Source organism: Dinoroseobacter shibae DFL 12 = DSM 16493 (genome assembly GCF_000018145.1).
Lineage (GTDB): Bacteria > Pseudomonadota > Alphaproteobacteria > Rhodobacterales > Rhodobacteraceae > Dinoroseobacter > Dinoroseobacter shibae.
Genome location: NC_009952.1, coordinates 2,775,937 through 2,794,066 on the forward strand (window position 1 = coordinate 2,775,937; position 18,130 = coordinate 2,794,066).

General features: G+C 66.9%; 25 protein-coding genes. 12 read left to right on the plus strand and 13 right to left on the minus strand.

Features of this window, described 5'->3' with window-relative positions; genetic code table 11:
* The first annotated feature begins 20 nt into the window (after nt 1-20).
* Complete coding sequence (locus DSHI_RS13265; protein ID WP_044027901.1) at nt 21-470, plus strand: low molecular weight protein-tyrosine-phosphatase; 450 nt, start codon at nt 21-23, stop codon at nt 468-470.
* Here the strand turns inward: DSHI_RS13265 and DSHI_RS13270 are convergent.
* Both DSHI_RS13270 and DSHI_RS13275 read right to left on the minus strand, forming a co-directional pair.
* Nucleotides 467-772 (minus strand): hypothetical protein, encoded by a 306-nt coding sequence (locus tag DSHI_RS13270; RefSeq protein WP_012179275.1) that lies wholly within the window; start codon nt 770-772, stop codon nt 467-469. The two genes, DSHI_RS13265 and DSHI_RS13270, sit on opposite strands and share 4 nt — an antisense overlap.
* Before the next feature lie 115 nt (nt 773-887).
* Entirely contained in the window at nt 888-1,691 is an 804-nt protein-coding gene (locus tag DSHI_RS13275) for an ABC transporter permease (RefSeq protein WP_012179276.1), read from the minus strand.
* A 154-nt stretch (nt 1,692-1,845) separates the two neighbouring features.
* Here DSHI_RS13275 and DSHI_RS13280 point away from each other — a divergent pair, with 154 nt between their 5' ends.
* Nucleotides 1,846-2,469, plus strand: coding sequence for a GcrA family cell cycle regulator (locus DSHI_RS13280; protein WP_012179277.1), 624 nt, complete (start codon nt 1,846-1,848; stop codon nt 2,467-2,469).
* 200 nt (nt 2,470-2,669) lie between these two features.
* Here DSHI_RS13280 and DSHI_RS13285 read toward each other — a convergent pair whose 3' ends face one another.
* Entirely contained in the window at nt 2,670-3,311 is a 642-nt protein-coding gene (locus DSHI_RS13285; RefSeq protein ID WP_012179278.1) for a VPLPA-CTERM sorting domain-containing protein, read from the minus strand.
* A gap of 337 nt (nt 3,312-3,648) precedes the next feature.
* Here DSHI_RS13285 and rimO point away from each other — a divergent pair, with 337 nt between their 5' ends.
* On the plus strand, nt 3,649-5,019 hold the full coding sequence (gene rimO, locus DSHI_RS13290) for a 30S ribosomal protein S12 methylthiotransferase RimO (protein WP_012179279.1): 1,371 nt from the start codon (nt 3,649-3,651) through the stop codon (nt 5,017-5,019).
* 74 nt (nt 5,020-5,093) lie between these two features.
* A complete protein-coding gene (cutA, locus tag DSHI_RS13295) occupies nt 5,094-5,429 on the plus strand; it encodes a divalent-cation tolerance protein CutA (protein WP_012179280.1) in 336 nt (111 codons plus the stop codon).
* A gap of 3 nt (nt 5,430-5,432) precedes the next feature.
* Here the strand turns inward: cutA and DSHI_RS13300 are convergent, their stop codons facing one another.
* The 4 genes from DSHI_RS13300 to DSHI_RS13315 all read right to left on the minus strand — a co-directional run bounded on the left by DSHI_RS13300 (nt 5,433) and on the right by DSHI_RS13315 (nt 7,285).
* The gene (locus tag DSHI_RS13300; RefSeq protein WP_044027913.1) at nt 5,433-5,768 is read right to left on the minus strand and encodes a hypothetical protein; all 336 of its coding nucleotides are present in this window, start codon (nt 5,766-5,768) and stop codon (nt 5,433-5,435) included.
* 30 nt (nt 5,769-5,798) lie between these two features.
* On the minus strand, nt 5,799-6,134 hold the full coding sequence (locus tag DSHI_RS13305) for a DUF6455 family protein (RefSeq protein ID WP_012179282.1): 336 nt from the start codon (nt 6,132-6,134) through the stop codon (nt 5,799-5,801).
* 53 nt (nt 6,135-6,187) lie between these two features.
* Nucleotides 6,188-6,436, minus strand: a complete 249-nt coding sequence (locus DSHI_RS13310; RefSeq protein ID WP_012179283.1) for a DUF6455 family protein — start codon at nt 6,434-6,436, stop codon at nt 6,188-6,190.
* Nucleotides 6,437-6,532: 96 nt separating this feature from the next.
* Nucleotides 6,533-7,285 carry a M48 family metallopeptidase gene (locus DSHI_RS13315; protein WP_012179284.1) on the minus strand — a complete coding sequence of 251 codons (753 nt, stop codon included), beginning with the start codon at nt 7,283-7,285 and terminating at the stop codon, nt 6,533-6,535.
* A gap of 136 nt (nt 7,286-7,421) precedes the next feature.
* On the opposite strand from DSHI_RS13315, the gene DSHI_RS13320 reads away from it, so the two are divergent.
* The 5 genes from DSHI_RS13320 (at nt 7,422) to DSHI_RS13340 (ending at nt 10,749) form a co-directional block, all read left to right on the plus strand.
* The gene (locus DSHI_RS13320) at nt 7,422-7,844 is read left to right on the plus strand and encodes a thiol-disulfide oxidoreductase DCC family protein (RefSeq protein ID WP_012179285.1); all 423 of its coding nucleotides are present in this window, start codon (nt 7,422-7,424) and stop codon (nt 7,842-7,844) included.
* Between the two features lie 9 nt (nt 7,845-7,853).
* Nucleotides 7,854-8,108: a hypothetical protein gene (locus tag DSHI_RS13325; protein ID WP_012179286.1), complete on the plus strand. Its 255-nt coding sequence runs from the start codon at nt 7,854-7,856 to the stop codon at nt 8,106-8,108.
* 103 nt (nt 8,109-8,211) lie between these two features.
* Nucleotides 8,212-9,390 carry an MFS transporter gene (locus tag DSHI_RS13330; protein WP_012179287.1) on the plus strand — a complete coding sequence of 393 codons (1,179 nt, stop codon included), beginning with the start codon at nt 8,212-8,214 and terminating at the stop codon, nt 9,388-9,390.
* A gap of 46 nt (nt 9,391-9,436) precedes the next feature.
* Nucleotides 9,437-10,042, plus strand: a complete 606-nt coding sequence (locus DSHI_RS13335; RefSeq protein ID WP_203426285.1) for a nitroreductase family protein — start codon at nt 9,437-9,439, stop codon at nt 10,040-10,042.
* Nucleotides 10,039-10,749 carry an EI24 domain-containing protein gene (locus DSHI_RS13340; RefSeq protein ID WP_012179289.1) on the plus strand — a complete coding sequence of 237 codons (711 nt, stop codon included), beginning with the start codon at nt 10,039-10,041 and terminating at the stop codon, nt 10,747-10,749. The genes DSHI_RS13335 and DSHI_RS13340 overlap by 4 nt, the downstream gene beginning before the upstream one ends.
* A gap of 27 nt (nt 10,750-10,776) precedes the next feature.
* On the opposite strand, the gene DSHI_RS13345 is transcribed toward DSHI_RS13340, so the two are convergent.
* Both DSHI_RS13345 and mce read right to left on the minus strand, forming a co-directional pair.
* Nucleotides 10,777-11,064 (minus strand): DUF1467 family protein, encoded by a 288-nt coding sequence (locus DSHI_RS13345; RefSeq protein WP_012179290.1) that lies wholly within the window; start codon nt 11,062-11,064, stop codon nt 10,777-10,779.
* Between the two features lie 3 nt (nt 11,065-11,067).
* A complete protein-coding gene (mce, locus tag DSHI_RS13350; RefSeq protein ID WP_012179291.1) occupies nt 11,068-11,472 on the minus strand; it encodes a methylmalonyl-CoA epimerase in 405 nt (134 codons plus the stop codon).
* Between the two features lie 131 nt (nt 11,473-11,603).
* Between mce and DSHI_RS13355 the strand changes: the two genes are divergently transcribed.
* Nucleotides 11,604-12,308 (plus strand): response regulator, encoded by a 705-nt coding sequence (locus tag DSHI_RS13355; RefSeq protein ID WP_012179292.1) that lies wholly within the window; start codon nt 11,604-11,606, stop codon nt 12,306-12,308.
* Between the two features lie 166 nt (nt 12,309-12,474).
* Nucleotides 12,475-12,669: a hypothetical protein gene (locus tag DSHI_RS13360; protein ID WP_012179293.1), complete on the plus strand. Its 195-nt coding sequence runs from the start codon at nt 12,475-12,477 to the stop codon at nt 12,667-12,669.
* A 50-nt stretch (nt 12,670-12,719) separates the two neighbouring features.
* On the opposite strand, the gene aspS is transcribed toward DSHI_RS13360, so the two are convergent.
* Together aspS and DSHI_RS22510 are read right to left on the minus strand one after the other, a co-directional pair.
* Entirely contained in the window at nt 12,720-14,492 is a 1,773-nt protein-coding gene (gene aspS / locus DSHI_RS13365) for an aspartate--tRNA ligase (protein WP_012179294.1), read from the minus strand.
* Between the two features lie 99 nt (nt 14,493-14,591).
* Nucleotides 14,592-15,068, minus strand: coding sequence for a hypothetical protein (locus tag DSHI_RS22510; protein ID WP_044027916.1), 477 nt, complete (start codon nt 15,066-15,068; stop codon nt 14,592-14,594).
* A gap of 135 nt (nt 15,069-15,203) precedes the next feature.
* On the opposite strand from DSHI_RS22510, the gene DSHI_RS22515 reads away from it, so the two are divergent.
* A complete protein-coding gene (locus tag DSHI_RS22515) occupies nt 15,204-15,806 on the plus strand; it encodes a pentapeptide repeat-containing protein (protein WP_162017714.1) in 603 nt (200 codons plus the stop codon).
* 42 nt (nt 15,807-15,848) lie between these two features.
* Here DSHI_RS22515 and bchJ read toward each other — a convergent pair whose 3' ends face one another.
* Together bchJ and bchE are read right to left on the minus strand one after the other, a co-directional pair.
* Nucleotides 15,849-16,472: a bacteriochlorophyll 4-vinyl reductase gene (bchJ, locus tag DSHI_RS13380; RefSeq protein ID WP_012179297.1), complete on the minus strand. Its 624-nt coding sequence runs from the start codon at nt 16,470-16,472 to the stop codon at nt 15,849-15,851.
* Nucleotides 16,472-18,115 carry a magnesium-protoporphyrin IX monomethyl ester anaerobic oxidative cyclase gene (bchE, locus tag DSHI_RS13385; protein WP_012179298.1) on the minus strand — a complete coding sequence of 548 codons (1,644 nt, stop codon included), beginning with the start codon at nt 18,113-18,115 and terminating at the stop codon, nt 16,472-16,474. Before bchE ends, bchJ begins: the two co-directional genes overlap by 1 nt.
* Nucleotides 18,116-18,130 lie beyond the last annotated feature (15 nt).

Here is an 18,130-nt window from a genome sequence, read left to right on the forward strand (position 1 = left end):
GGCGCCTTGCGCGATTGTCCATGACGGTTTCGGTTCTTTTTGTCTGTCTCGGGAATATCTGCCGCTCCCCCACCGCCGAAGGGGTGTTTCGGCACCTGGCCGAGGCCGCGGGTGCGGATGTGATCTGCGACAGTGCGGGCACGTCGAATTGGCACGTGGGCGGGCCGCCCGACCGGCGCGCGGTGGCCGAAGCGCGCGGGCGGGGGATCGACCTGAGCGGGCTGCGGGCCCGGCAGGTGGGCACGGCGGATTTCGACCGCTTCGATCTGATCTACGGGATGGACCGGGCCAATATCGCCAAGCTGGAGGCGTTGCGCCCGGCGGGCAACGCCACGCCGGTCGCGCTGTTTCTCGGGGAAGCGCCCGGGATCGGGCGCGCGGAGGTGCCGGACCCCTATTACGAGGACAACTTCCCAGAGGTGTTCGACATGCTGGAGGCCGCCAGTCGCGGCCTGCTCGCCCGGCTCTAGCTGCAGGCGTTCTGGGCCACGGCGCCGAACTGCCGATAGCGGGTCCAGAACCGTTCGTCCGAGGCGCGGTCCGATTGCCGGACCTCCTGGGCGCGGTGCGGCTCGGCAAAGAAGGACGCGGCCTTGCGTTGCTCCGACCGGCTGAGGGTCTGGTTCGCGACGCTCTGGATGCAGCCGCACAGGGCATAGTTCGCCCCCGTTCGGCCCGAATCGATGCAGGCACGCTTGATCGCGTCCGCCTGTGCCGGGGCGACACCGCCGAGCATGAGTGTCAGGGATAGTCCGAGTATAGCTGCGCGCATTCTGCTCACCTGCCTATATGTGAAAACCGCCTCGCACCGGGAGTGGCCTCATGGCTCTGTAACCCCGTGAGCCTTAAGAATAGCTTGAAACGGGGCGGTTTTCAATTCCGCTTTGTCAGGGCTTCAGCCGATATCCGGAGCGGAAGAAGGCCCAGCAGACCAGCAGGATCGCGACCGCGGAGGCGGCGCAGACCGCGAGCCCCAGCCAGGGCGAGCTGTCGGAGGTGCCGAGCATGCCGTAGCGCACCCCGTCGATCATGTAGAACATCGGGTTGATATGGCTGAGGGTCTGCATCAGGGGCGGCAGGGCTTCGAGCGAGTAGAAGGTGCCGGACAGGAAGCTCAGGGGCGTGATGACGAAATTGGTGATCGCGGCCATCTGGTCGAACTTGTTGGCGTAGATCGCGGCGATGATGCCGAGCCCGCTCAGCACCGCCGCCCCCAGCAGGATGAAGACAAGCACCCAGAGCGGATGGGCGACCGATGTCCCCAGAAGCAACATGGTGGCCGCAACGATCGCCAGGCCCACCAGCAGCCCGCGTCCGATCCCGCCGATGATGTAGCCCGCCACCAGTTCGGCCGCCGACAGGGGTGGCATCAGAGTATCGACGATATTGCCCTGCACCTTGGCCACCATGATCGAACTGGAGGTGTTGGCGAAGGCGTTCTGGATTACGGTCATCATCAGGATGCCGGGGATGAGGAATTCGATGAAGGGCACGCCCATCACCTCGCCCCGCCGGGGTCCGATGGCGAGGTTGAAGATCAGGATGAACAGCCCCGCCGTGACCAGGGGGCCGGCCACGGTCTGGGTCCAGACCGCGAGAAAGCGGCGCATCTCCCGTTCGGCCAGGGTGGCCACGCCGAGCCAGTTGATGCGCCCGAACCTGCGGGTGCCCATGCGGGTTTGATCTGTCATCGGGGCCTTTCTGACCGTGCGTCATGCATCTGTCGGTCCGGGGGTGCTTGTATCCTCGTCTGCGGTGGCTAAAATAGAGAAAGATTGGAAAACTCCAAGGGGCGGGGTTGGGCCGGTGCGGCCTGACCCCTCCTTTATGCTTACCGAGGTGGCGATGTCCTGGACTGACGAGCGCGTTGAAATTCTCAAGACCATGTGGGGCGAAGGAAAGAGCGCCAGTCAGATCGCCAAGGAACTGGGCGGCGTGACCCGCAACGCGGTGATCGGCAAGGTCCACCGGCTGGGCCTGTCGAACCGCAATGGCGGCGGCGGCAGTACCGCGGCCAAGGCGGCCGAGCCGGCCAAGAAGGACAGCGCACAGGCCGCGGCGAAACCGGCGAAGGCGGCGGAGAAGCCGCGGCCCGCCCCGGAGCCTGCCAACACCCCCAAGACCGACGCCGCGCGCCCGGCCGAAGCGGCCCCCGCCGCGGCCAGCGCGCCGGAGCCCACGCCCCTGCGCCGCACCATCGTGCCCGCGGGCCAGCCCCTGCCGCCGCAACCCTCGGCCAACGAGATCAGCCCCGAGGCGCTGGCCTCGGTGCGCGAGGTGGAAAAGAAGGCCAAGAAGCTGAGCCTGATGGAGCTGACCGAGCGGACCTGCAAATGGCCCATCGGCGATCCGGCCACGGAAGAATTCTGGTTCTGCGGCCTGCCGGTGCAGGCGGGCAAGCCCTACTGCGAGGCCCATGTGGGCGTGGCGTTCCAACCCATGTCCTCGCGCCGCGACCGGCGGCGCTAACCGAGCACTGCAAACGGCGCTCGGGCCCTGATACGCCCGCCCTGCGTGAGGCCGCGCCCCCCTTGTAGATGACAGGGGACGTGGCGGATGGCCGTTTAGATAGCTGCCCCGACACCGCGCCATCGCCGCATCTGGACCTGCCGACACCCCACGAAAAAGGCGCCCCGAAAGGCGCCTTCAAGTCCCGCTGGAGTGCCAGCTCAGGCCGACTTGCGACGGCGTGACATCACGCCCAGCCCCCCCAGGCCGGCGAAGAGCAGCAAGGCAGACGCCGGAAGCGGCACGGCCGAGATGCTCAGGTTATCAATAGCACCCGACTGGTTACCGAAGTCGAACTGGACCGACGAGATGTTGAAGAAGCTGGTGGTGACACTGGCGAACTGGTTGTCCTTGGCCACGCTGACCGTGACCGTGCCTCCCGCGCTGTCGGTGACCGTCAGGGTGACATCATCCAACGCATCGAAGCCAAGCAGGTTCACCGCCGAGTCGAAAGCGAAGGTGATCTTGCCGCCCGCGCGCTCATCATCGGGGTCGGAGGTGTCGCCATCCTCGGAGATGATAAGCACATTGCCCGGCGACAACTGCGCCCCGGTCGCCGGATTGGTGAACGGTGCGGCCAGGTCGGAGTCCCCCCCGGTCGGATTGTCGGTGTCGAACACCATGGCGATATCGTTGCTGCCATTGCTGTCTACGGTGATGCTGTAGCCCACGCCATCGACGGACAGACCACCAAGGCCCGACAGGATATCGCCGGCGTTGAAACCTTCGAAATCGATGACGGCGGCCTGAGCGCCGGAGGTGGCCAGAACCGCGCCGAGAGCGGCAGTCGCAAGAAATCTCATAAAATCATCTCCACTAGTTAGGTGGTCAGGCTATACCCGATGGCGGGCATTCGATGCAAACTCTTCGTGCCATAAAAAAGGAGGCAAAATAACACATTCTCAGAATGACCTTACGTCAAGAAAGATGCGTCCGGGCGGACCAGCGGTTTGCTCCGACGCCCTTTTGGGACGATGCGGTCACGTAATCTGCCTCGTGGTGGGCATCCGTGCCATGGACCGAGAAGCGGAAACCGTCCGAGGCTGAAAGTCCAACACGCTGCCGCCCTCACTTAACCTGCAAAATCAGTTCGTCACGCCCCCCCTTCCCGCGAAACACACATGGCGTTATAGGCTGGGCATGAGCCAAAATCCGCCTGAACTGCGCCCGGACATTGCGCCCGGCATCAAGATCGACCCGGCCGCGCGGCCCGGGCAGCCGACCATCGGGATGGTCAGTCTGGGCTGTCCCAAGGCGTTGGTGGACAGCGAGCGGATCCTGACCCGGCTGCGGGCCGAGGGCTATGCGATCAGCCCCGATTACGCGGGCGCCGAGGCGGTGATCGTGAACACGTGCGGGTTTCTCGACAGTGCCAAGGCCGAGAGCCTGGAGGCGATCGGCGAGGCCCTGTCCGAAAACGGGCGAGTGATCGTCACGGGCTGTCTGGGCGCGGAGCCGGAGTATATCACCGGGCATCATCCCAGCGTGCTCGCCGTGACCGGCCCGCACCAGTACGAGCAGGTGCTCGACGCGGTGCATGCCGCCGTGCCCCCCAGCCCGGATCCGTTTGTCGATCTGCTGCCGGCCTCGGGGGTCAGCCTGACGCCGCGGCACTACAGTTACCTCAAGATTTCAGAGGGTTGCAACCACAAGTGCAAGTTCTGCATTATCCCGGACATGCGCGGGCGTCTGGCCAGTCGTCCGGCCCATGCGGTGGTGCGCGAGGCCGAGAAGCTGGTCGAGGCGGGGGTGCGGGAGCTGTTGGTGATCAGCCAGGATACCTCGGCCTACGGGGTCGATATCCGCCATGCCGAGGATCGCGGGCACCGGGCGCATATCACCGATCTGGCCCGCGATCTCGGGGGGCTCGGGGCTTGGGTGCGGCTGCATTATGTCTATCCCTACCCCCATGTGCGAGACCTGATCCCGCTGATGGCCGAGGGGCTGGTGCTGCCCTATCTCGACATCCCGTTCCAGCACGCGCACCCCGACACGTTACGGCGCATGGCGCGGCCTGCGGCGGCGGAGAAGACGCTGGACCGGATCGCCGAGTGGCGCGCGATCTGCCCGGAGATCACCCTGCGCTCGACCTTCATCGTGGGCTATCCCGGCGAGACGGAGGCGGAGTTCCAGACCCTGCTGGACTGGATGGACGAAGCACAGCTCGACCGGGTGGGGTGTTTTCAGTACGAGAACGTGGCGGGCGCGCGGTCCAACGCCCTGCCCGACCATGTGGCGCCGGAGGTCAAGCAAGACCGCTGGGAGCGGTTCATGGCCAAGGCGCAGGCGATTTCGGCGGCGAAACTCGCGGCGAAGGTGGGCAGCCGGATCGAGGTGATCGTGGACGAGGTGGACGCGGAGGCCGCGACCTGCCGGACCAAGGCCGACGCGCCGGAGATCGACGGCAACCTGTTCATCGACGCGGGGTTTGAGGGACTCGCACCCGGCGATATCGTGACCGTGGACGTGGACGAGGCGTCGGATTATGACCTTTGGGGGACGCGCGTCTGATCCCGACCGTGCCGCGCGCGGCGCTGGCGGGATGTGCGTGTCTTGGGAACACTGAAACTGCGACGGAGTGCACCGTGACAGAAGCCCTGGCCCCCGAGACCCCCTTGCACCTGAGTGTGACCTGCCCGGATGTGGAGACGGCCAAGCTGCTGGGGCGGCGGGCCTTGTCGGCGCGGCTGGTGGCCTGTGCCAATGTGCTGCCGGGGGTGTCGAGCCTGTATTGGTGGCAGGGCACGCTGTGCGAGGATGCGGAGGTGCTTCTGAGTTTCAAGACGTTGGAGCGGCATCGGACCGCCCTCGCGGCCCTGATCGCGCAGGGGCATCCGTATGAATTGCCGGCGATCACCTGGATCCCGGTGGCGATGTCCGACGACCTGGTCGCCTGGATCACGGCGGAGACCGAGGGCTGAGGGTCAGCCGCGCGGCACCGTGAAGAGCTGGTAGCCGTCGATCACGGAAATCGGCTGGGCGCCCATCTCGGCGGCGAAGGTGGCGGCTTGGGCGGAGCCTTCGGGGCAGCCCACGAGATCGGCGGTGTGATCGAGGAAATCGACCGTGGCGGCGGTCTCGCCCACGCGGCGGCAGGGATCGTCGGTCGCGCGGTAGCCGCCGAGCAGCATCAGCGCACCGGTGCCCGGGCTGGAGGTCGCGACCGGCGGGGTTTCGCCACGGGGCGCCGACCCCATCCCGTCGCATCCCGCAAGCACGACACAGCCAAGTGCGAGGGGCCAGATCTTCGTGCGTTTCATAAGCTTGGTCTCCAAAGCCACGCGCGGATCCTAGGCGACATCGGCCTCGGTTTCCACAGCCAAAGCCTCCTTCAGGCGGGCCATGCGTGTGCGGTTGAGACAGGGCACCGGCGGGGCGTCCGCGTTCTGGTCAGCGGTGTCCAGCCAGTGTTCGCATCCGTCCGCCCAGGCACAACCGCGGCAGCACTGGACCATGCTGGCCCAGTCGTCTTGCCTCAGCAGACCGGCCTCCACGGCCTTGGCCAGATCGAGGCCCGCGGTCTTGGCCATGCGTTGGACGAGCCAGAAATGCGCGTTGGCCTTGCCCAGTCTCTTCGGGCAGGCACTGTCTTGTGTGGACTGCGCGCGGGGTGCAGCGCGTGTCATGGCAATCTCCCGTATCAGGGGCGGGCCCCCATGTGGCCCAGCGGCGCGCGCGCTCAGCGCAGGTTTGCGAGGGTGTCGCGGTTGACGCAATAGGACGGCGCGGCCTCCAGCTGCTCCATGCTGTCGAGCAGTCGGGTGCAGGCTTCGGGGTTGGCGCAGTTGGTGCAGCGCAGCACCAGATCCGGGATCAGTTCCGGCGAAATCTCGCCGCGGAACGCGCTTTCTTCCAGGTCCACGCCGAGCCGGTCGGACATCCGGTCCACCAGGGCTGCGTGTTTTCGAACGACGGTTTGGTTCAGCATAGGCGATCTCCCTCACATGGGAGACAGTCTGGGCGGCGCGGGGCCGCGGGGCCTTGAGGCAGATCAAACCGGCGCGCCGGGTGGCGCACAAAGCGCTCAAAGCGTGGCGGCGACCTGCCTTACGGTTTCAAAACGTGCCGCATTCGGGGGATGACTGCCCAGGAATTGATCACCGGGATCGGGCAGGCGCGAGAAGAACAGCGCCCCGCGCAGGGGGTCGAATCCCGCGCGGGCGGCGATGACCGTGCCCAGCGCGTCCGCCTCCAGCTCGTTTTCCTTGCTGTAGGTCCGCGCCCCGACAAGGGCACCGGCCTGAAGCGCTTGTTCCACCGTGGCCTGCCGGACCGCGTCGCTGGCCCCCGAAGTGGCGAGGGAGGCGAGCGTGCCGAAAACGACCGCGCCAAGGCCCGCGTTGCGCTGGGTCTGGACCAGGTGGCCGGCGATATGGTGGGCCGCCTCGTGTCCCATGACGAAGGCCAGCTCGTCCTGGTTGCGCGCCTCGGCGATCATGGCGACGGTGAACACGATCAGCGGGCGCCCTTCGGCATCGAGGGTGTGAAAGGCGTTCACAGGCTGGCCCGGCCGGGTATCCACCTGGATCAGGAAGTCGCAATCCAGCCCGCGGGTGCGCGCGCGGCATTCGGATTCCGCCACGGGCTCCACCCGCCGGACCACCGCATCGAAATTGCGCACCGCCTGATCGGAGGACAGTCGCGCGACCGGTTCGGGCGCCGACGGGACGGGGCGGCTTGCCTGTTGCGGCGCGGGCGCGACGCTGCACCCCGCCAGGGCGGCGGCCAGAGCGCCTGCGAGGGCCACGCGGGCGAGGGAGACGTATTGCAACACCATGCCCGGGATGTAGGCCGCCGCCGGTGAAAACGCCAGTGGCGCGATCCCGCGGGACGGCCCGATTCGGCAGATTTGCGCCCGCCCGCGACGCAATGGCTCCCTTGGCGCACAGCCGGGCGGACCTAGGTCATTCGCCATGAGCACAGAGCACACACCCCCATCCGACACCGAGACAGCGGTTCTCTACAATGCCGCCTGCCCGGTCTGCCGGTTCGAGATCGACCATTATGCCGACTATGCCGGGCGAGAGGCGCTGCCGATCCGGTTCGAGGACCTCAATGCCACGGACATGGACCGCTGGGGCCTGACCCGCGACGAGGCCGCGAGACGGCTCTATGTCCTGAAGGCCGGCGTGTTGCTCAGCGGCATTCCAGCCTTCGTGGCGCTCTGGCGCGAGATGCCGAAGTACCGCTGGCTGGCGCGGATCGTGGCACTCCCCGGGATCCATTGTTTCGCATCCGTCACCTATGACCGGGTGATCGCGCCAATTTTGTACCACTGGCAGCGCCGTCGTTATGCAGGTGCAGAAAAATCTGGAAAACATGCCCCGACACGTTAACATTTCGGCATGTTTACCATCGAGCATGACTTCGATTCGACCGTCGTGACCCTTGTGGATGAGGGCGAAGCCCCTCTCCAAGAGGACGTGATCGTGCATGCCTTCGAGGAATGCGTGACCGTGGAGCAGTACGATCCGCGCACGGATCAGACCGTGCGGATCACCCTCTCCATCGCGCAACTCAACGACCTCGGGGCGGCGCTGGACCTGCCCGAAGGGGTGTACCGCTTGCGCAAGCCGGTGGAACCGGCCCGCTCCGCCTGAGCCCCTTGGACTGACAGGCTGGCGCGCGAGGCCCTGCGCCCCGCCCATTGACAGGCGCGCAGGTGCCGGGCGATGGGGGCATGGCCTGAGCCCCGGAGCCGCCATGCGCCTTGCCCTTCACGCCGTTCTGGCGCTGTTTTTCCTCAACGGAGCTTTGTTCGGCAGCTGGACCGCGCGGATCCCGGCCTTCAAGGCGCGCTTCGCGCTGGATGCGGACGGGTTGGGTCTGGTGCTGTTGTGTCTGGCGGCGGGCGCGATCGCCGGTTTTCCGCTGGCGGGCCGGGTGATCGACCGCCACGGTCCCGCCGGGCTGAGCAAGCTCTTGGCACTTCTCTATCTTTTTTCCCTACCGCTGGTCGCGATGGCGCCCAATGTCTGGCTGCTGGCGCTGGCGCTGGCGGCCTTTGGGGTCTGCTTCGGCGGGATGGACGTGGCGATGAACGCCTGGGGCGCGGAGGTGGAGACCGCCCATGGCCGCCCGATCCTGCCGCAGCTCCATGCGCTGTTCAGCCTTGGCGCGGGTCTTGGCGCAGGGGCCGGTGCGGGCGCGGTGGCCGCGGGGCTCGACCCGCTGGCCCATTTCGCCTGGGTTTCCGGGGCGCTGGCGCTGGCGGGCTTGCCGGTGATCCTGCGTCCGGGCGCCCGGGCGGCGACACCGCCCGCCCGTCCCGCGGGTCCCGCCGCCAAGGGCGCCCTGCTGCCCAAGGGCGCGTTGCTGCCGGTCGGGCTGGTCGCCGGGGCGACGGGGCTGAGCGAGGGGGCCATCGCCGATTGGAGCGCGGTGTATCTGAGCATTGTCACCGAAGCCCCGCCGCAGATCGCGGCGTTGGGGTTTGCCGCCTTTTCGGTGACCATGGTGGTCGTGCGGCTGAGCGGCGGCTGGCTGGTCACCCGGCTGGGCGTGGTGCGCGCGGTGAGGATCTCGGGCCTGTGCCTGGCCATCGGGGCGGGTTTGGCGGTGCTCGGCGCCTCGGCGGCAAGCGTGCTGGCCGGGTTTGCGATCCTGGGCTGCGGGGCGGCGCTGCTGATGCCGCTGGCCTTTGCGCGGTCGGCACGCGACGACAAGGTGGCGCCCGGCGCGGGGATCGCGCAGGTGGCTCTGCTGGCCTATGGCGGGGTGTTGTTGGGCCCGCCGCTGATCGGGTTTGTCGCTGCGCGCGCCGGGTACCCGGCGAGCTTTGCCCTGCTCGCGGCACTCGGGTTGATGGTGGTGGTGTTGGCGCGGGCCTTGCAGCCCCCCCTTGAAGCCCGCGGCGAAAACCCCGAGGTATCGGGGCAGTGATATGATCCCGGCCCGCGCGGTCGCCCCCGAGAGAGACGCAGAGCCCATGACGACCGCCCCCGCCCCGCTGCCCGCCCTGACCCCCCGCACCGATGTGCTCGATTTCCTGCTGACGCGCCGGTCGCGCCCGGCCAAGACCCTGACCGCGCCCTATCCGGACCGCGCGGTGCTGGAGACCCTGCTGACCGCGGCGGCGCGCACGCCGGACCACGGCAAGCTGGAGCCGTGGCGGTTCGTGGTGCTGCAGGGCGCGGCCCTGAACCGTCTGGCGGTGCTGACCGAGGCACGGGGCGTGGCCCTGGGCCAGGAGCCCGAGAAGATCGCCAAGGCCCGGGCCAGTTTCGACACCGCGGGCTGCGTGGTCGCGGTGATCGCCGCGCCCAAGGCGTCGGAGAAGATCCCCCGATATGAGCAGGACCTGTCGGCGGGCGCGGTGTGCCTGGCGCTGGTCAATGCAGCGCTTGCGGCGGGCTGGGGGGCAAACTGGCTGACGGGCTACGTGGCCCATGACCCGGTGTTCGGCGCCGAAGCGCTGGGGCTGGAGGCGGAGGAACGGGTCGCGGGGTTCATCCATCTCGGCACCGAGAGCGCGGTGCCCCCGGAGCGGCCCCGCCCGGATGTGGCGGCCCTGACACGCTGGATGTCGGAATGATCGTCACGATCTATACCCGCGCGCTCGGCCAGCTGAGCGATCCGGCGTTTCGTCGGGTCCTGCTGATCGGGATCGGGGCGACGGTGGTCCTGCTGGTGGCGATCGCCTGGGTGTTCGTGACCCTGCTGGGCTGGCTGGTGCCCGATGCGCTGACACTGCCCTTTGTCGGCGAGATCACCTGGCTGGACGATCTGGCCTCGGGCCTCGGCATCCTGAGCATGCTGGGGCTGTCGGTGTTCCTGATGGTGCCGGTGGCCTCGGCCTTCACGTCGCTGTTTCTGGAGGACATCGCCGATGCGGTGGAGGCACGCCATTACCCCGGCCTGCCGCCCGCGCCGAAGGTCAGCTTCGCCGACGGGCTGCGCGATACGTTCGGGTTTCTCGGGGTGCTGGTGGTCGCCAACCTCGCGGCACTGGTGCTGTATCTGTTCTTCGTCCCGCTCGCGCCACTGATCTTCTGGGGGCTCAACGGGTTCCTTCTGGGCCGGGAATACTTCCAGGTCACCGCCATGCGCAGACTGGGCCGTCAGGGGGCCGCGCAGATGCGCAAGCGCCATATCGGCAAGATCTGGCTCGCCGGGGTGCCGATGGCGATGGTGCTGTCCTTGCCCCTGGTGAACCTGGTGATCCCGGTTGTGGGGGCCGCGGCCTTCACCCACCTCTATCACACGCTCGCCGGGTCGGAGCGGGGCAAGGATTTTACTTAAAATCCTTGCACCCGGCGGGGCCCGGGGTCACTCCAGCTTCGGCAGCCCGCCGCCGAACCGGTTGAAGAGATCGAAATCGTCCACGGTGATCCAGCCCGACAGGATCAGCGCGCAGAGCGGCACCCAGAGCACGAAAGCCACGATCGAGGTGATCTTCACCTTGCGGCGCATGTCGATGCGGGCGGGCGCGCCGGCGGGGGTGCCCATGGTGACCCGGCCCTCGTCGCCCTGGGTCCGCATCCGGATCGGCAGGACGATGAACAGGGTCATGAACCACAAGACAGCGAGCAGCACGAGGGCGGAGGTAATCTGCATGGCTCAGACCTGCTCCAGCTCGACGAGGGTGCCGTTGAAATCCTTGGGATGCAGGAACAGCACCGGCTTGCCATGGGCGCCGATCTTGGGCTCGCCCGTGCCCAGCACCCGCGCGCCCGCGGCGCTCAGCTTGTCCCGCGCCGCCAGGATATCCTCCACCTCATAGCAGATATGGTGAATGCCGCCCGAGGGGTTCTTTTCCAGAAACCCTGCGATGGGGGAGTTTTCCCCCAGGGGATAGAGCAGCTCGATCTTGGTGTTGGGCAGCTCGATGAACACGACCGTCACGCCGTGATCGGGTTCGTCCTGAGGCGCGCCCACATTGGCCCCGAGCGTGTTGGCGTATTGGGCCGACGCGGCCTCCAGATCGGGAACGGCGATGGCGACGTGGTTCAGGCGACCGATCATGGCGGGCTCCGTACATGGCTAGAGTTGGGCAGGTTATGACCCGCCAGACCCAGCCCGACAAGGGTTCTCGCGCCCGTTTACCGATCATTAGGGATGCTTGCGGCACTCTTAGGGAAGATTCGGAGGACGTTATGGACGACACTGCTGCCCTTGTCTCGACCGCCCCGCGACCGACATCCGCGCGCCCGCTGCTGGGCGTGACGGTCCTGTTGGTCGAAGACAGCCGATTTGCATCGGAATCGATGCGGCTCTTGTGCCTGCGGTCCGGTGCCCGATTGCGGCGCGCCGACTGCATCGCCGCGGCGCACCGACACTTGCGCATGTATTGCCCCACGGTGGCGATCATCGATCTGGGCCTGCCCGATGGTGCGGGCGAGGACCTGATCGCGGAACTGGCCGCGGCGCAACCGCGCCTGCCGGTCATCCTCGGCTTCAGCGGCGATCTGAGCGGGGAGCCTTGCGCCATCGCCGCGGGCGCGGACGGGTTCCTGGCCAAGCCGCTGACCCGGCTGGCCGAGTTCCAGGCGGCCGTTCTGGCGCACCTGCCGCCCGAATCGCATCCCGCCGGTCCCCGCATCGTCCCGGATACGGAGGTCAGCCCGGACCTGATCGCCTTGCAGGATGACTTCGCCCACGTGAACGACCTGCTGTCGGATCCCGACGACCCGATCCAGCGGGCCTATTCGGCGCAGTTCCTGCACGGTCTGGCCATTGCATCACAGGATGTGCCCCTGGCCGAGGCAGCCCGGAGCCTTGCGGATCGCGGCGACCGGTCCAGCCTGTCGCTGGTGCGCGCGCTGCTGGCGGATCGGCTGGCCAATCGTGTTGCAATCTAGCCGCGCAGGGGCCTGATCGGCAGCCTGCCGCCTTTTTGCCACAGTTCTGACACAGCTCTGTCATCGCTGTGGCGAAAACAGGGCTTTATCAGCAAAGTCACCTCTCGGACGGGAGCTTGCCCAGCAAGAGGCATGACCTGACCGAGAGCAGTCCAGGGACGGAAACATGGCTAATCGCTTCACCCCTTCACGCCTCCTGCCCCGGCGGACCCCGGGGGCGTCGTCTCTGGCGGCCAACGCGATCCTCGCGCTGGCCATGGTGGCGGCCATCGTGATCGGGATCAGCGATTTCGACGCAGGTTCGATCGCCTCGGGCCTGATCGAGGCCGAAAACGTCCAAGGCGACTTGCCGCAAGACTGAATGGCGCGCGACAGCCTGCGATGCCGAAGGCCCCCGACCCGGGCCGCCCCTTATTCCTGCGGGATCACGCGGAGGGACAGGTCGCGCAACTGCTCCCCCGTCGGCTCGGAGGGCGCGTTCATCATCAGGTCCTCGGCGCGCTGGTTCATCGGGAACATGATGACCTCGCGGATATTCGCCGTATCCGCCAACAGCATCACGATCCGGTCGATCCCCGCTGCACATCCGCCATGGGGGGGCGGGCCGTATTTGAACGCATTGACCATGCCGCCGAAGCGTTTCTCGACCTCATCGGCGCCGTAGCCCGCGATCTCGAACGCCTTGTACATGATGTCGAGCTTGTGGTTCCGGATGGCACCCGAGACCAGCTCGTAGCCGTTGCACGCCAGGTCGTACTGGTAGCCCAGCACCTCCAGCGGGTCGCCCTCCAGCGCCGCCATCCCGCCCTGGGGCATGGAGAACGGGTTGTGGGAGAAGTCGATCCGCCCCTCGTCATCCTTCTCGTACATCGGGAAATCGACGATCCAGGCGAAGGCGAAGCGGTCCTGATCGATCAGGCCCAGCTCCTCGCCGATCACCGTGCGGGCGCGGCCCGCCACCGCCTCGAAGCTGGCGGGCTTGCCGCCGAGGAAGAACGCGGCATCGCCCACTTGCAGTCCCAGTTGCTGGCGGATCGCCTCGGTCCGCTCGGGGCCGATGTTCTTGGCGAGCGGGCCCGCGGCTTCCATCCCCTGGCCCTGGTCGCGCCAGAAAATATACCCCATCCCGGGCAGGCCCTGTTCCTGGGCGAACTTGTTCATCCGGTCGCAGAACTTGCGCGAGCCGCCGCCGGGGGCGGGGATGGCGCGGATCTCGGTACCCTCCTGTTCGAGCAGCTTGGCGAAGATGGCAAAGCCGGAGCCCGCGAAGTGGTCTGAGACGATCTGCATCTTGATCGGGTTGCGCAGATCGGGCTTGTCGGTACCGTACCACAGCGCGCTGTCGCGATAGGAAATCAGCGGCCAGTCGGTGTCGACCCGCCGGCCGCCGCCGAATTCCTCGAAGATGCCGGCGATCACCGGCTGGATCGTGTCGAACACGTCCTGCTGGCTGACGAAGCTCATCTCAAGGTCAAGCTGGTAGAAGTCGGTGGGCGAGCGGTCGGCGCGCGGGTCCTCGTCGCGGAAGCACGGCGCGATCTGGAAGTACTTGTCGAAGCCGCCGACCATGATCAGCTGCTTGAATTGCTGCGGGGCCTGGGGCAGCGCATAGAACTTGCCCGGATGCAGGCGAGACGGCACGAGGAAGTCGCGGGCACCTTCGGGCGAGGAGGCCGTGATGATCGGGGTCTGGAACTCGGTGAAGTCGATGTCCCACATGCGCTTGCGGATGGATTGCACCACCTTGGAGCGCAGCATGATGTTGTCATGCAGGCTCTCGCGGCGCAGGTCGAGGAAGCGGTATTTCAGCCGGGTTTCCTCGGGGTATTCCTGGTCGCCGAAGACCGGCAGGGGCAGTTCCTCGGCGGTGCCCAGCACCTCCATGTCGCGGATGAAGACCTCGATCTCGCCGGTGGGGATCTTGGGGTTGATCAGGCTCTCGTCGCGGGCCTTCACGGTGCCGTCGATGCGGATGCACCATTCGGAGCGGACCTTCTCGACCTGCGAGAAGACCGGGCTGTCGGGATCGCACAGCACCTGGGTCATGCCGTAATGGTCGCGCAGGTCGATGAAGAGCACGCCGCCATGATCCCGCACCCGGTGGACCCAGCCCGACAGCCGGACCGTCTGGCCAACGGCGTCCTTGGTCAGCTCGGCGCAAGTATGGGTGCGAAAGGCGTGCATCTGGGGTCCCCGGAACTCTGGTGTGAAGTCTCGGGCCATACATACGACCGGGCTCTGGCTGTCAAGGTCGCGTCAGAGCCTGCGGGCGGCGGGCTGGACCTATTCGACCACCACGCGCCCGAAAGCCTCGGTCGGGGGCACGGCCTGGTCGCGCACATGGATCGGATAGACGCCCTTGCGCATCGGATGGAAGCTGAACCGCGCGGATCCCGCATCGTCGCATTCGATCGCCCGGAAGGTCAGTCCCTGCATGTAAAACTCGATATCCACCTCGCCCACGGAGAGCACCCGGATATGCGCGTTTTCCAGCAGCTCGGTCGCCTCGAAATGATAGCCGGTCTCGGAGGTCAACGCCTCCGGGCAGACCACGTTGAAGCGGTAGTAGCCGCCATGGGCAAGGGTGAACTCCTCCGGGGCGATGGTCACGGCGCCGTCCTCTGCGCGCGTGATTTCCATGAAGATGTCCTCGGGCGCCCCGGCCCCGACGCGACCGGATTCCTGCGCATCCGCGAAGGCGCCGGAAGCGGTGACGCATGCGAGTGCGAGCACGGCCGCGGCTTGTGTCAAACTGGTCATATGAACCTCCCGGTGGTTTTCGGCTCCAAGGTGCGCGCTGTCGGGTGCATCAGCAACCGATGCCAAAGTCGGATGGCGCCGCACCACGATCGCGCGATGATCGACACAGCGGACAAGATCGGGGGAGACCGAGAGATGAAAGCAACGGCTTTGGGGGTCGCGCTAGCCTGCCTCGCGCTCCCCGCGACGGGGGCGGACCGCGATTCGGTGAACGCCCTTCTTGCGGACAATCAGTGCCGGGACTGCGACCTGGCGGGAGCCGAGCTGGCCGGGGCGGATCTGCGGGACGCGTATCTGACCTATGCGGTGTTCGATGGCGCCAATCTGGAAGGGGCGGATCTGCGCGATGCGTTCATGCCGTTTGCGCAGTTTTCCGGCGCGCGGATGCGCGGGATCCTGTTCGACCGCACGAATGCACGCGACACCGTGTTCGCGGGGGCGGACCTGCGCGCGGCGTCGATGGTGGGGGTGGCCTTGCCGAGGGCAACGCTGACCGAGGCGGATCTCGGCGGAGCGGATTTGAGCGGGGCGTTTCTGGAGGGGGCGAATTTCGGCAATGCCCGGCTGGTGGGCGCCGTACTGCGCGAGGCTGACCTGACCGGTGCGAGGCTGACCGGGGCCGACCTGTCGGAGGCGGACCTGACAGGCGCGGTCACGCAGGCGGCGGGGTTCTCGGGGGCTGTCTTCTGCCGCACGGTGATGCCCGACGGCACGCTGCGCAGCGACGGCTGTCCCTAGGGGCGCCTCGGCGCACAGCGCGCGTGGCGGCGCGCGGGGCGCTCAGCCGATGCGCCGCAGCTCGAAGCGGCAGGCGGGTGCGCCCACCGCGCAACAGGCGGTCTCGCGGGCCCGGAAGTCCGGGGCCACCAGGCGCCGGAACAGGGTCTCGAACACGGCGACATGCCAGAAACAGATCGGGCTTTGCGCCTGTTCGCCACGCACCACCGGGTTGTCGGCGATCTCGAACACCATGGGGCGGGTCGAGACGACCGAGAACCGGCCGGAGCCGGCGAAGGTCCAGGCATGTTTCGCGATCGCCACGCTGAGCAGCTTCGCCGCCGGCCCCACGGGCAGAGCCCGCAAGAGCCATTGCACCGGCCTGGGGATCCGGTTGGCGATGATGTAATTCGCCGTCGCCTCCCCGGCCGCCCAAGCGAGCCGGGGCGCGTCGCCGGGGCGGTCCCGGCGCAGGGCCTGGTGCAGCCGCGCGACCGGACGCTCGTCGATCATGGCATCGTCGGAGGGGATATCGAACAGCCCCGCGAGCGCCATGACATGGGCGACAAGCTCGGGGCCGCCCTCTTCATCCAGCACGGTGATCAGCTGCAGCACCGCATTGGGGCCGATCCGGGCCGTGGTGTCCGGGGCCGCCCAGACGCGGCCCGCGGCGGTATCAAGGGGCATCAGACATCTTCCATCTGCTGCGAGCCCCCGCCACAGGCCTTGATCGGTTCACGCTTCTCATGGCCCTCGGGCAGCTTGAAGGAGGTGTCGAGCGCCTTGCGTCGGGCCTTGGCCTGAGACGCGCGGTCGGCGGCGGCCTCCCAGTCGTCCATCTGGGCCTTGGCGATCTTCCGGGTCCGGTCGAAGTTGAAATTGACCTTGTCCTTGGATTGCGGGCCCCAGTAATTCGCCTTGCCCAAATCGTAGAACTTGCGTTCGAACCCGGCCTTGAGGAAGGCCTTGAGACAGCCCAGCAGGTATTTTCGCCGGTAGCCCGTGCCGCGCCACGGATAGTGGAACAGCGCCTTGCGGGAATAGAACCGGCGGTAGTTCTTCATCACCCCGTCCAACAGCTCGCCCCGGGTCATGGCATCGGGGGCCATGATCGGCGTGACGAAGTTGTATTTCGAGAAGTCGAAGACCTCGACCTTGTCACCCAGTTCCTGGAAGAGCGGGGTGAAGGGCCAGGGCGTGTACATTGCCCAGTTGGCGAGGTCCGGCTGCCAGTCCCAGGCCATCTGGAAGGTTTCCTCCAGCGTCTCCGCCGTCTCGTTGTCGAGACCCACGATGAACTGCGCCTCGGTGAAGATGTCGGCCTCGCGCAGCAGTCGGATCGCCTCCTTGTTTTCCTCGACCTTGGTTTCCTTGTTGAACTGGTCGAGCTTGAGCTGCGCAGCGGCCTCGGTGCCGAGGCTGACATGGACGAGACCGGCCTTGCGATAGAGCGGCAACAGCTCCTTGTCGCGCATGATGTCGGTCACGCGGGTGTTGATGCCCCACTGGATCTTCTCGGGCAGGCCGCGCGCGATCAGCTCTTCGCAGAACTGGATGAACTTGCGCCGGTTGATGGTGGGTTCCTCGTCCGCGAGGATGAAGAAACCGACGCCGTGATTGTCGACCAGGTTCTCGATCTCGTCCACGACCTTTATCGGGTCCCGGACACGGTAGTCGCGCCAGAATTTCCACTGCGAGCAGAACGAACAGGTGAACGGGCAACCGCGCGCCATGTTCGGGATCGCGACCTTCACGCCCAGGGGGACATAGATGTACTTGTCCCATTCCAGCAGCGACCAGTCCGGGTTGATTCCATCCAGGTCCTTGACCGTGCTTGCGGCCTGGGTCGCGACGATCTGATCGCCCTCGCGGAAGGCCAGCCCCTTGATCTTGCGCTGATCCTCGGGCCAGCGCCCCTCGGCGACACAGCGGGCCAGTTCGACCATGATCTCTTCGCCTTCGCCGCGGATGATCACCTCGACCTCGGGGGCCTCGGCCAGCACCTGCTTGTACATGAAGGTGCCGTGGATCCCACCCAGCAGGCGCACCGCGTCGGGGCAGGCCTCGGACGCGATTTTCAGAACCTTTTCAGCCTCGTAGATCGCGGGGGTGATCGCGGTGGTGCCGACGATATCGGGCTGCAGTTCTGCGAGCTTTGCCCGGAGATCCTCGTCGGGCATGTGGTTGGTCATGGCATCGAGGAAGTGAATGTCGTCGAAACCGGCCGCCTTCAGCGACCCGGCGAGATAGGCCACCCAGGCCGGTGGCCAGTTGCCGGCAATCTCGGCGCCGCCGGAATGATAATTTGGGTGGACGAAAACGATGCGCATTAGAACCCCTCCGCG

What these genes read in the sequence shown, in the direction of transcription:
- DSHI_RS13280 (WP_012179277.1), top strand. Translation starts at nt 1,846, where the DNA reads ATGTCCTGGACTGACGAGCGCGTTGAAATTCTCAAGACCATGTGGGGC.
- mce (WP_012179291.1), bottom strand. Translation starts at nt 11,472, where the DNA reads ATGATCGGTCGCCTGAACCACGTCGCCATCGCCGTTCCCGATCTGGAG.
- DSHI_RS13335 (WP_203426285.1), top strand. Translation starts at nt 9,437, where the DNA reads ATGACGACCGCCCCCGCCCCGCTGCCCGCCCTGACCCCCCGCACCGAT.
- DSHI_RS13345 (WP_012179290.1), bottom strand. Translation starts at nt 11,064, where the DNA reads ATGCAGATTACCTCCGCCCTCGTGCTGCTCGCTGTCTTGTGGTTCATG.
- DSHI_RS13330 (WP_012179287.1), top strand. Translation starts at nt 8,212, where the DNA reads ATGCGCCTTGCCCTTCACGCCGTTCTGGCGCTGTTTTTCCTCAACGGA.
- DSHI_RS13320 (WP_012179285.1), top strand. Translation starts at nt 7,422, where the DNA reads ATGAGCACAGAGCACACACCCCCATCCGACACCGAGACAGCGGTTCTC.
- DSHI_RS13340 (WP_012179289.1), top strand. Translation starts at nt 10,039, where the DNA reads ATGATCGTCACGATCTATACCCGCGCGCTCGGCCAGCTGAGCGATCCG.
- DSHI_RS13355 (WP_012179292.1), top strand. Translation starts at nt 11,604, where the DNA reads ATGGACGACACTGCTGCCCTTGTCTCGACCGCCCCGCGACCGACATCC.
- DSHI_RS13305 (WP_012179282.1), bottom strand. Translation starts at nt 6,134, where the DNA reads ATGACACGCGCTGCACCCCGCGCGCAGTCCACACAAGACAGTGCCTGC.
- DSHI_RS13285 (WP_012179278.1), bottom strand. Translation starts at nt 3,311, where the DNA reads ATGAGATTTCTTGCGACTGCCGCTCTCGGCGCGGTTCTGGCCACCTCC.
- DSHI_RS22515 (WP_162017714.1), top strand. Translation starts at nt 15,204, where the DNA reads ATGAAAGCAACGGCTTTGGGGGTCGCGCTAGCCTGCCTCGCGCTCCCC.
- DSHI_RS13275 (WP_012179276.1), bottom strand. Translation starts at nt 1,691, where the DNA reads ATGACAGATCAAACCCGCATGGGCACCCGCAGGTTCGGGCGCATCAAC.
- DSHI_RS13270 (WP_012179275.1), bottom strand. Translation starts at nt 772, where the DNA reads ATGCGCGCAGCTATACTCGGACTATCCCTGACACTCATGCTCGGCGGT.
- DSHI_RS13360 (WP_012179293.1), top strand. Translation starts at nt 12,475, where the DNA reads ATGGCTAATCGCTTCACCCCTTCACGCCTCCTGCCCCGGCGGACCCCG.
- DSHI_RS22510 (WP_044027916.1), bottom strand. Translation starts at nt 15,068, where the DNA reads ATGACCAGTTTGACACAAGCCGCGGCCGTGCTCGCACTCGCATGCGTC.
- bchJ (WP_012179297.1), bottom strand. Translation starts at nt 16,472, where the DNA reads ATGCCCCTTGATACCGCCGCGGGCCGCGTCTGGGCGGCCCCGGACACC.
- DSHI_RS13315 (WP_012179284.1), bottom strand. Translation starts at nt 7,285, where the DNA reads ATGGTGTTGCAATACGTCTCCCTCGCCCGCGTGGCCCTCGCAGGCGCT.
- DSHI_RS13310 (WP_012179283.1), bottom strand. Translation starts at nt 6,436, where the DNA reads ATGCTGAACCAAACCGTCGTTCGAAAACACGCAGCCCTGGTGGACCGG.
- bchE (WP_012179298.1), bottom strand. Translation starts at nt 18,115, where the DNA reads ATGCGCATCGTTTTCGTCCACCCAAATTATCATTCCGGCGGCGCCGAG.
- aspS (WP_012179294.1), bottom strand. Translation starts at nt 14,492, where the DNA reads ATGCACGCCTTTCGCACCCATACTTGCGCCGAGCTGACCAAGGACGCC.
- DSHI_RS13300 (WP_044027913.1), bottom strand. Translation starts at nt 5,768, where the DNA reads ATGAAACGCACGAAGATCTGGCCCCTCGCACTTGGCTGTGTCGTGCTT.
- DSHI_RS13265 (WP_044027901.1), top strand. Translation starts at nt 21, where the DNA reads ATGACGGTTTCGGTTCTTTTTGTCTGTCTCGGGAATATCTGCCGCTCC.
- DSHI_RS13325 (WP_012179286.1), top strand. Translation starts at nt 7,854, where the DNA reads ATGTTTACCATCGAGCATGACTTCGATTCGACCGTCGTGACCCTTGTG.
- rimO (WP_012179279.1), top strand. Translation starts at nt 3,649, where the DNA reads ATGAGCCAAAATCCGCCTGAACTGCGCCCGGACATTGCGCCCGGCATC.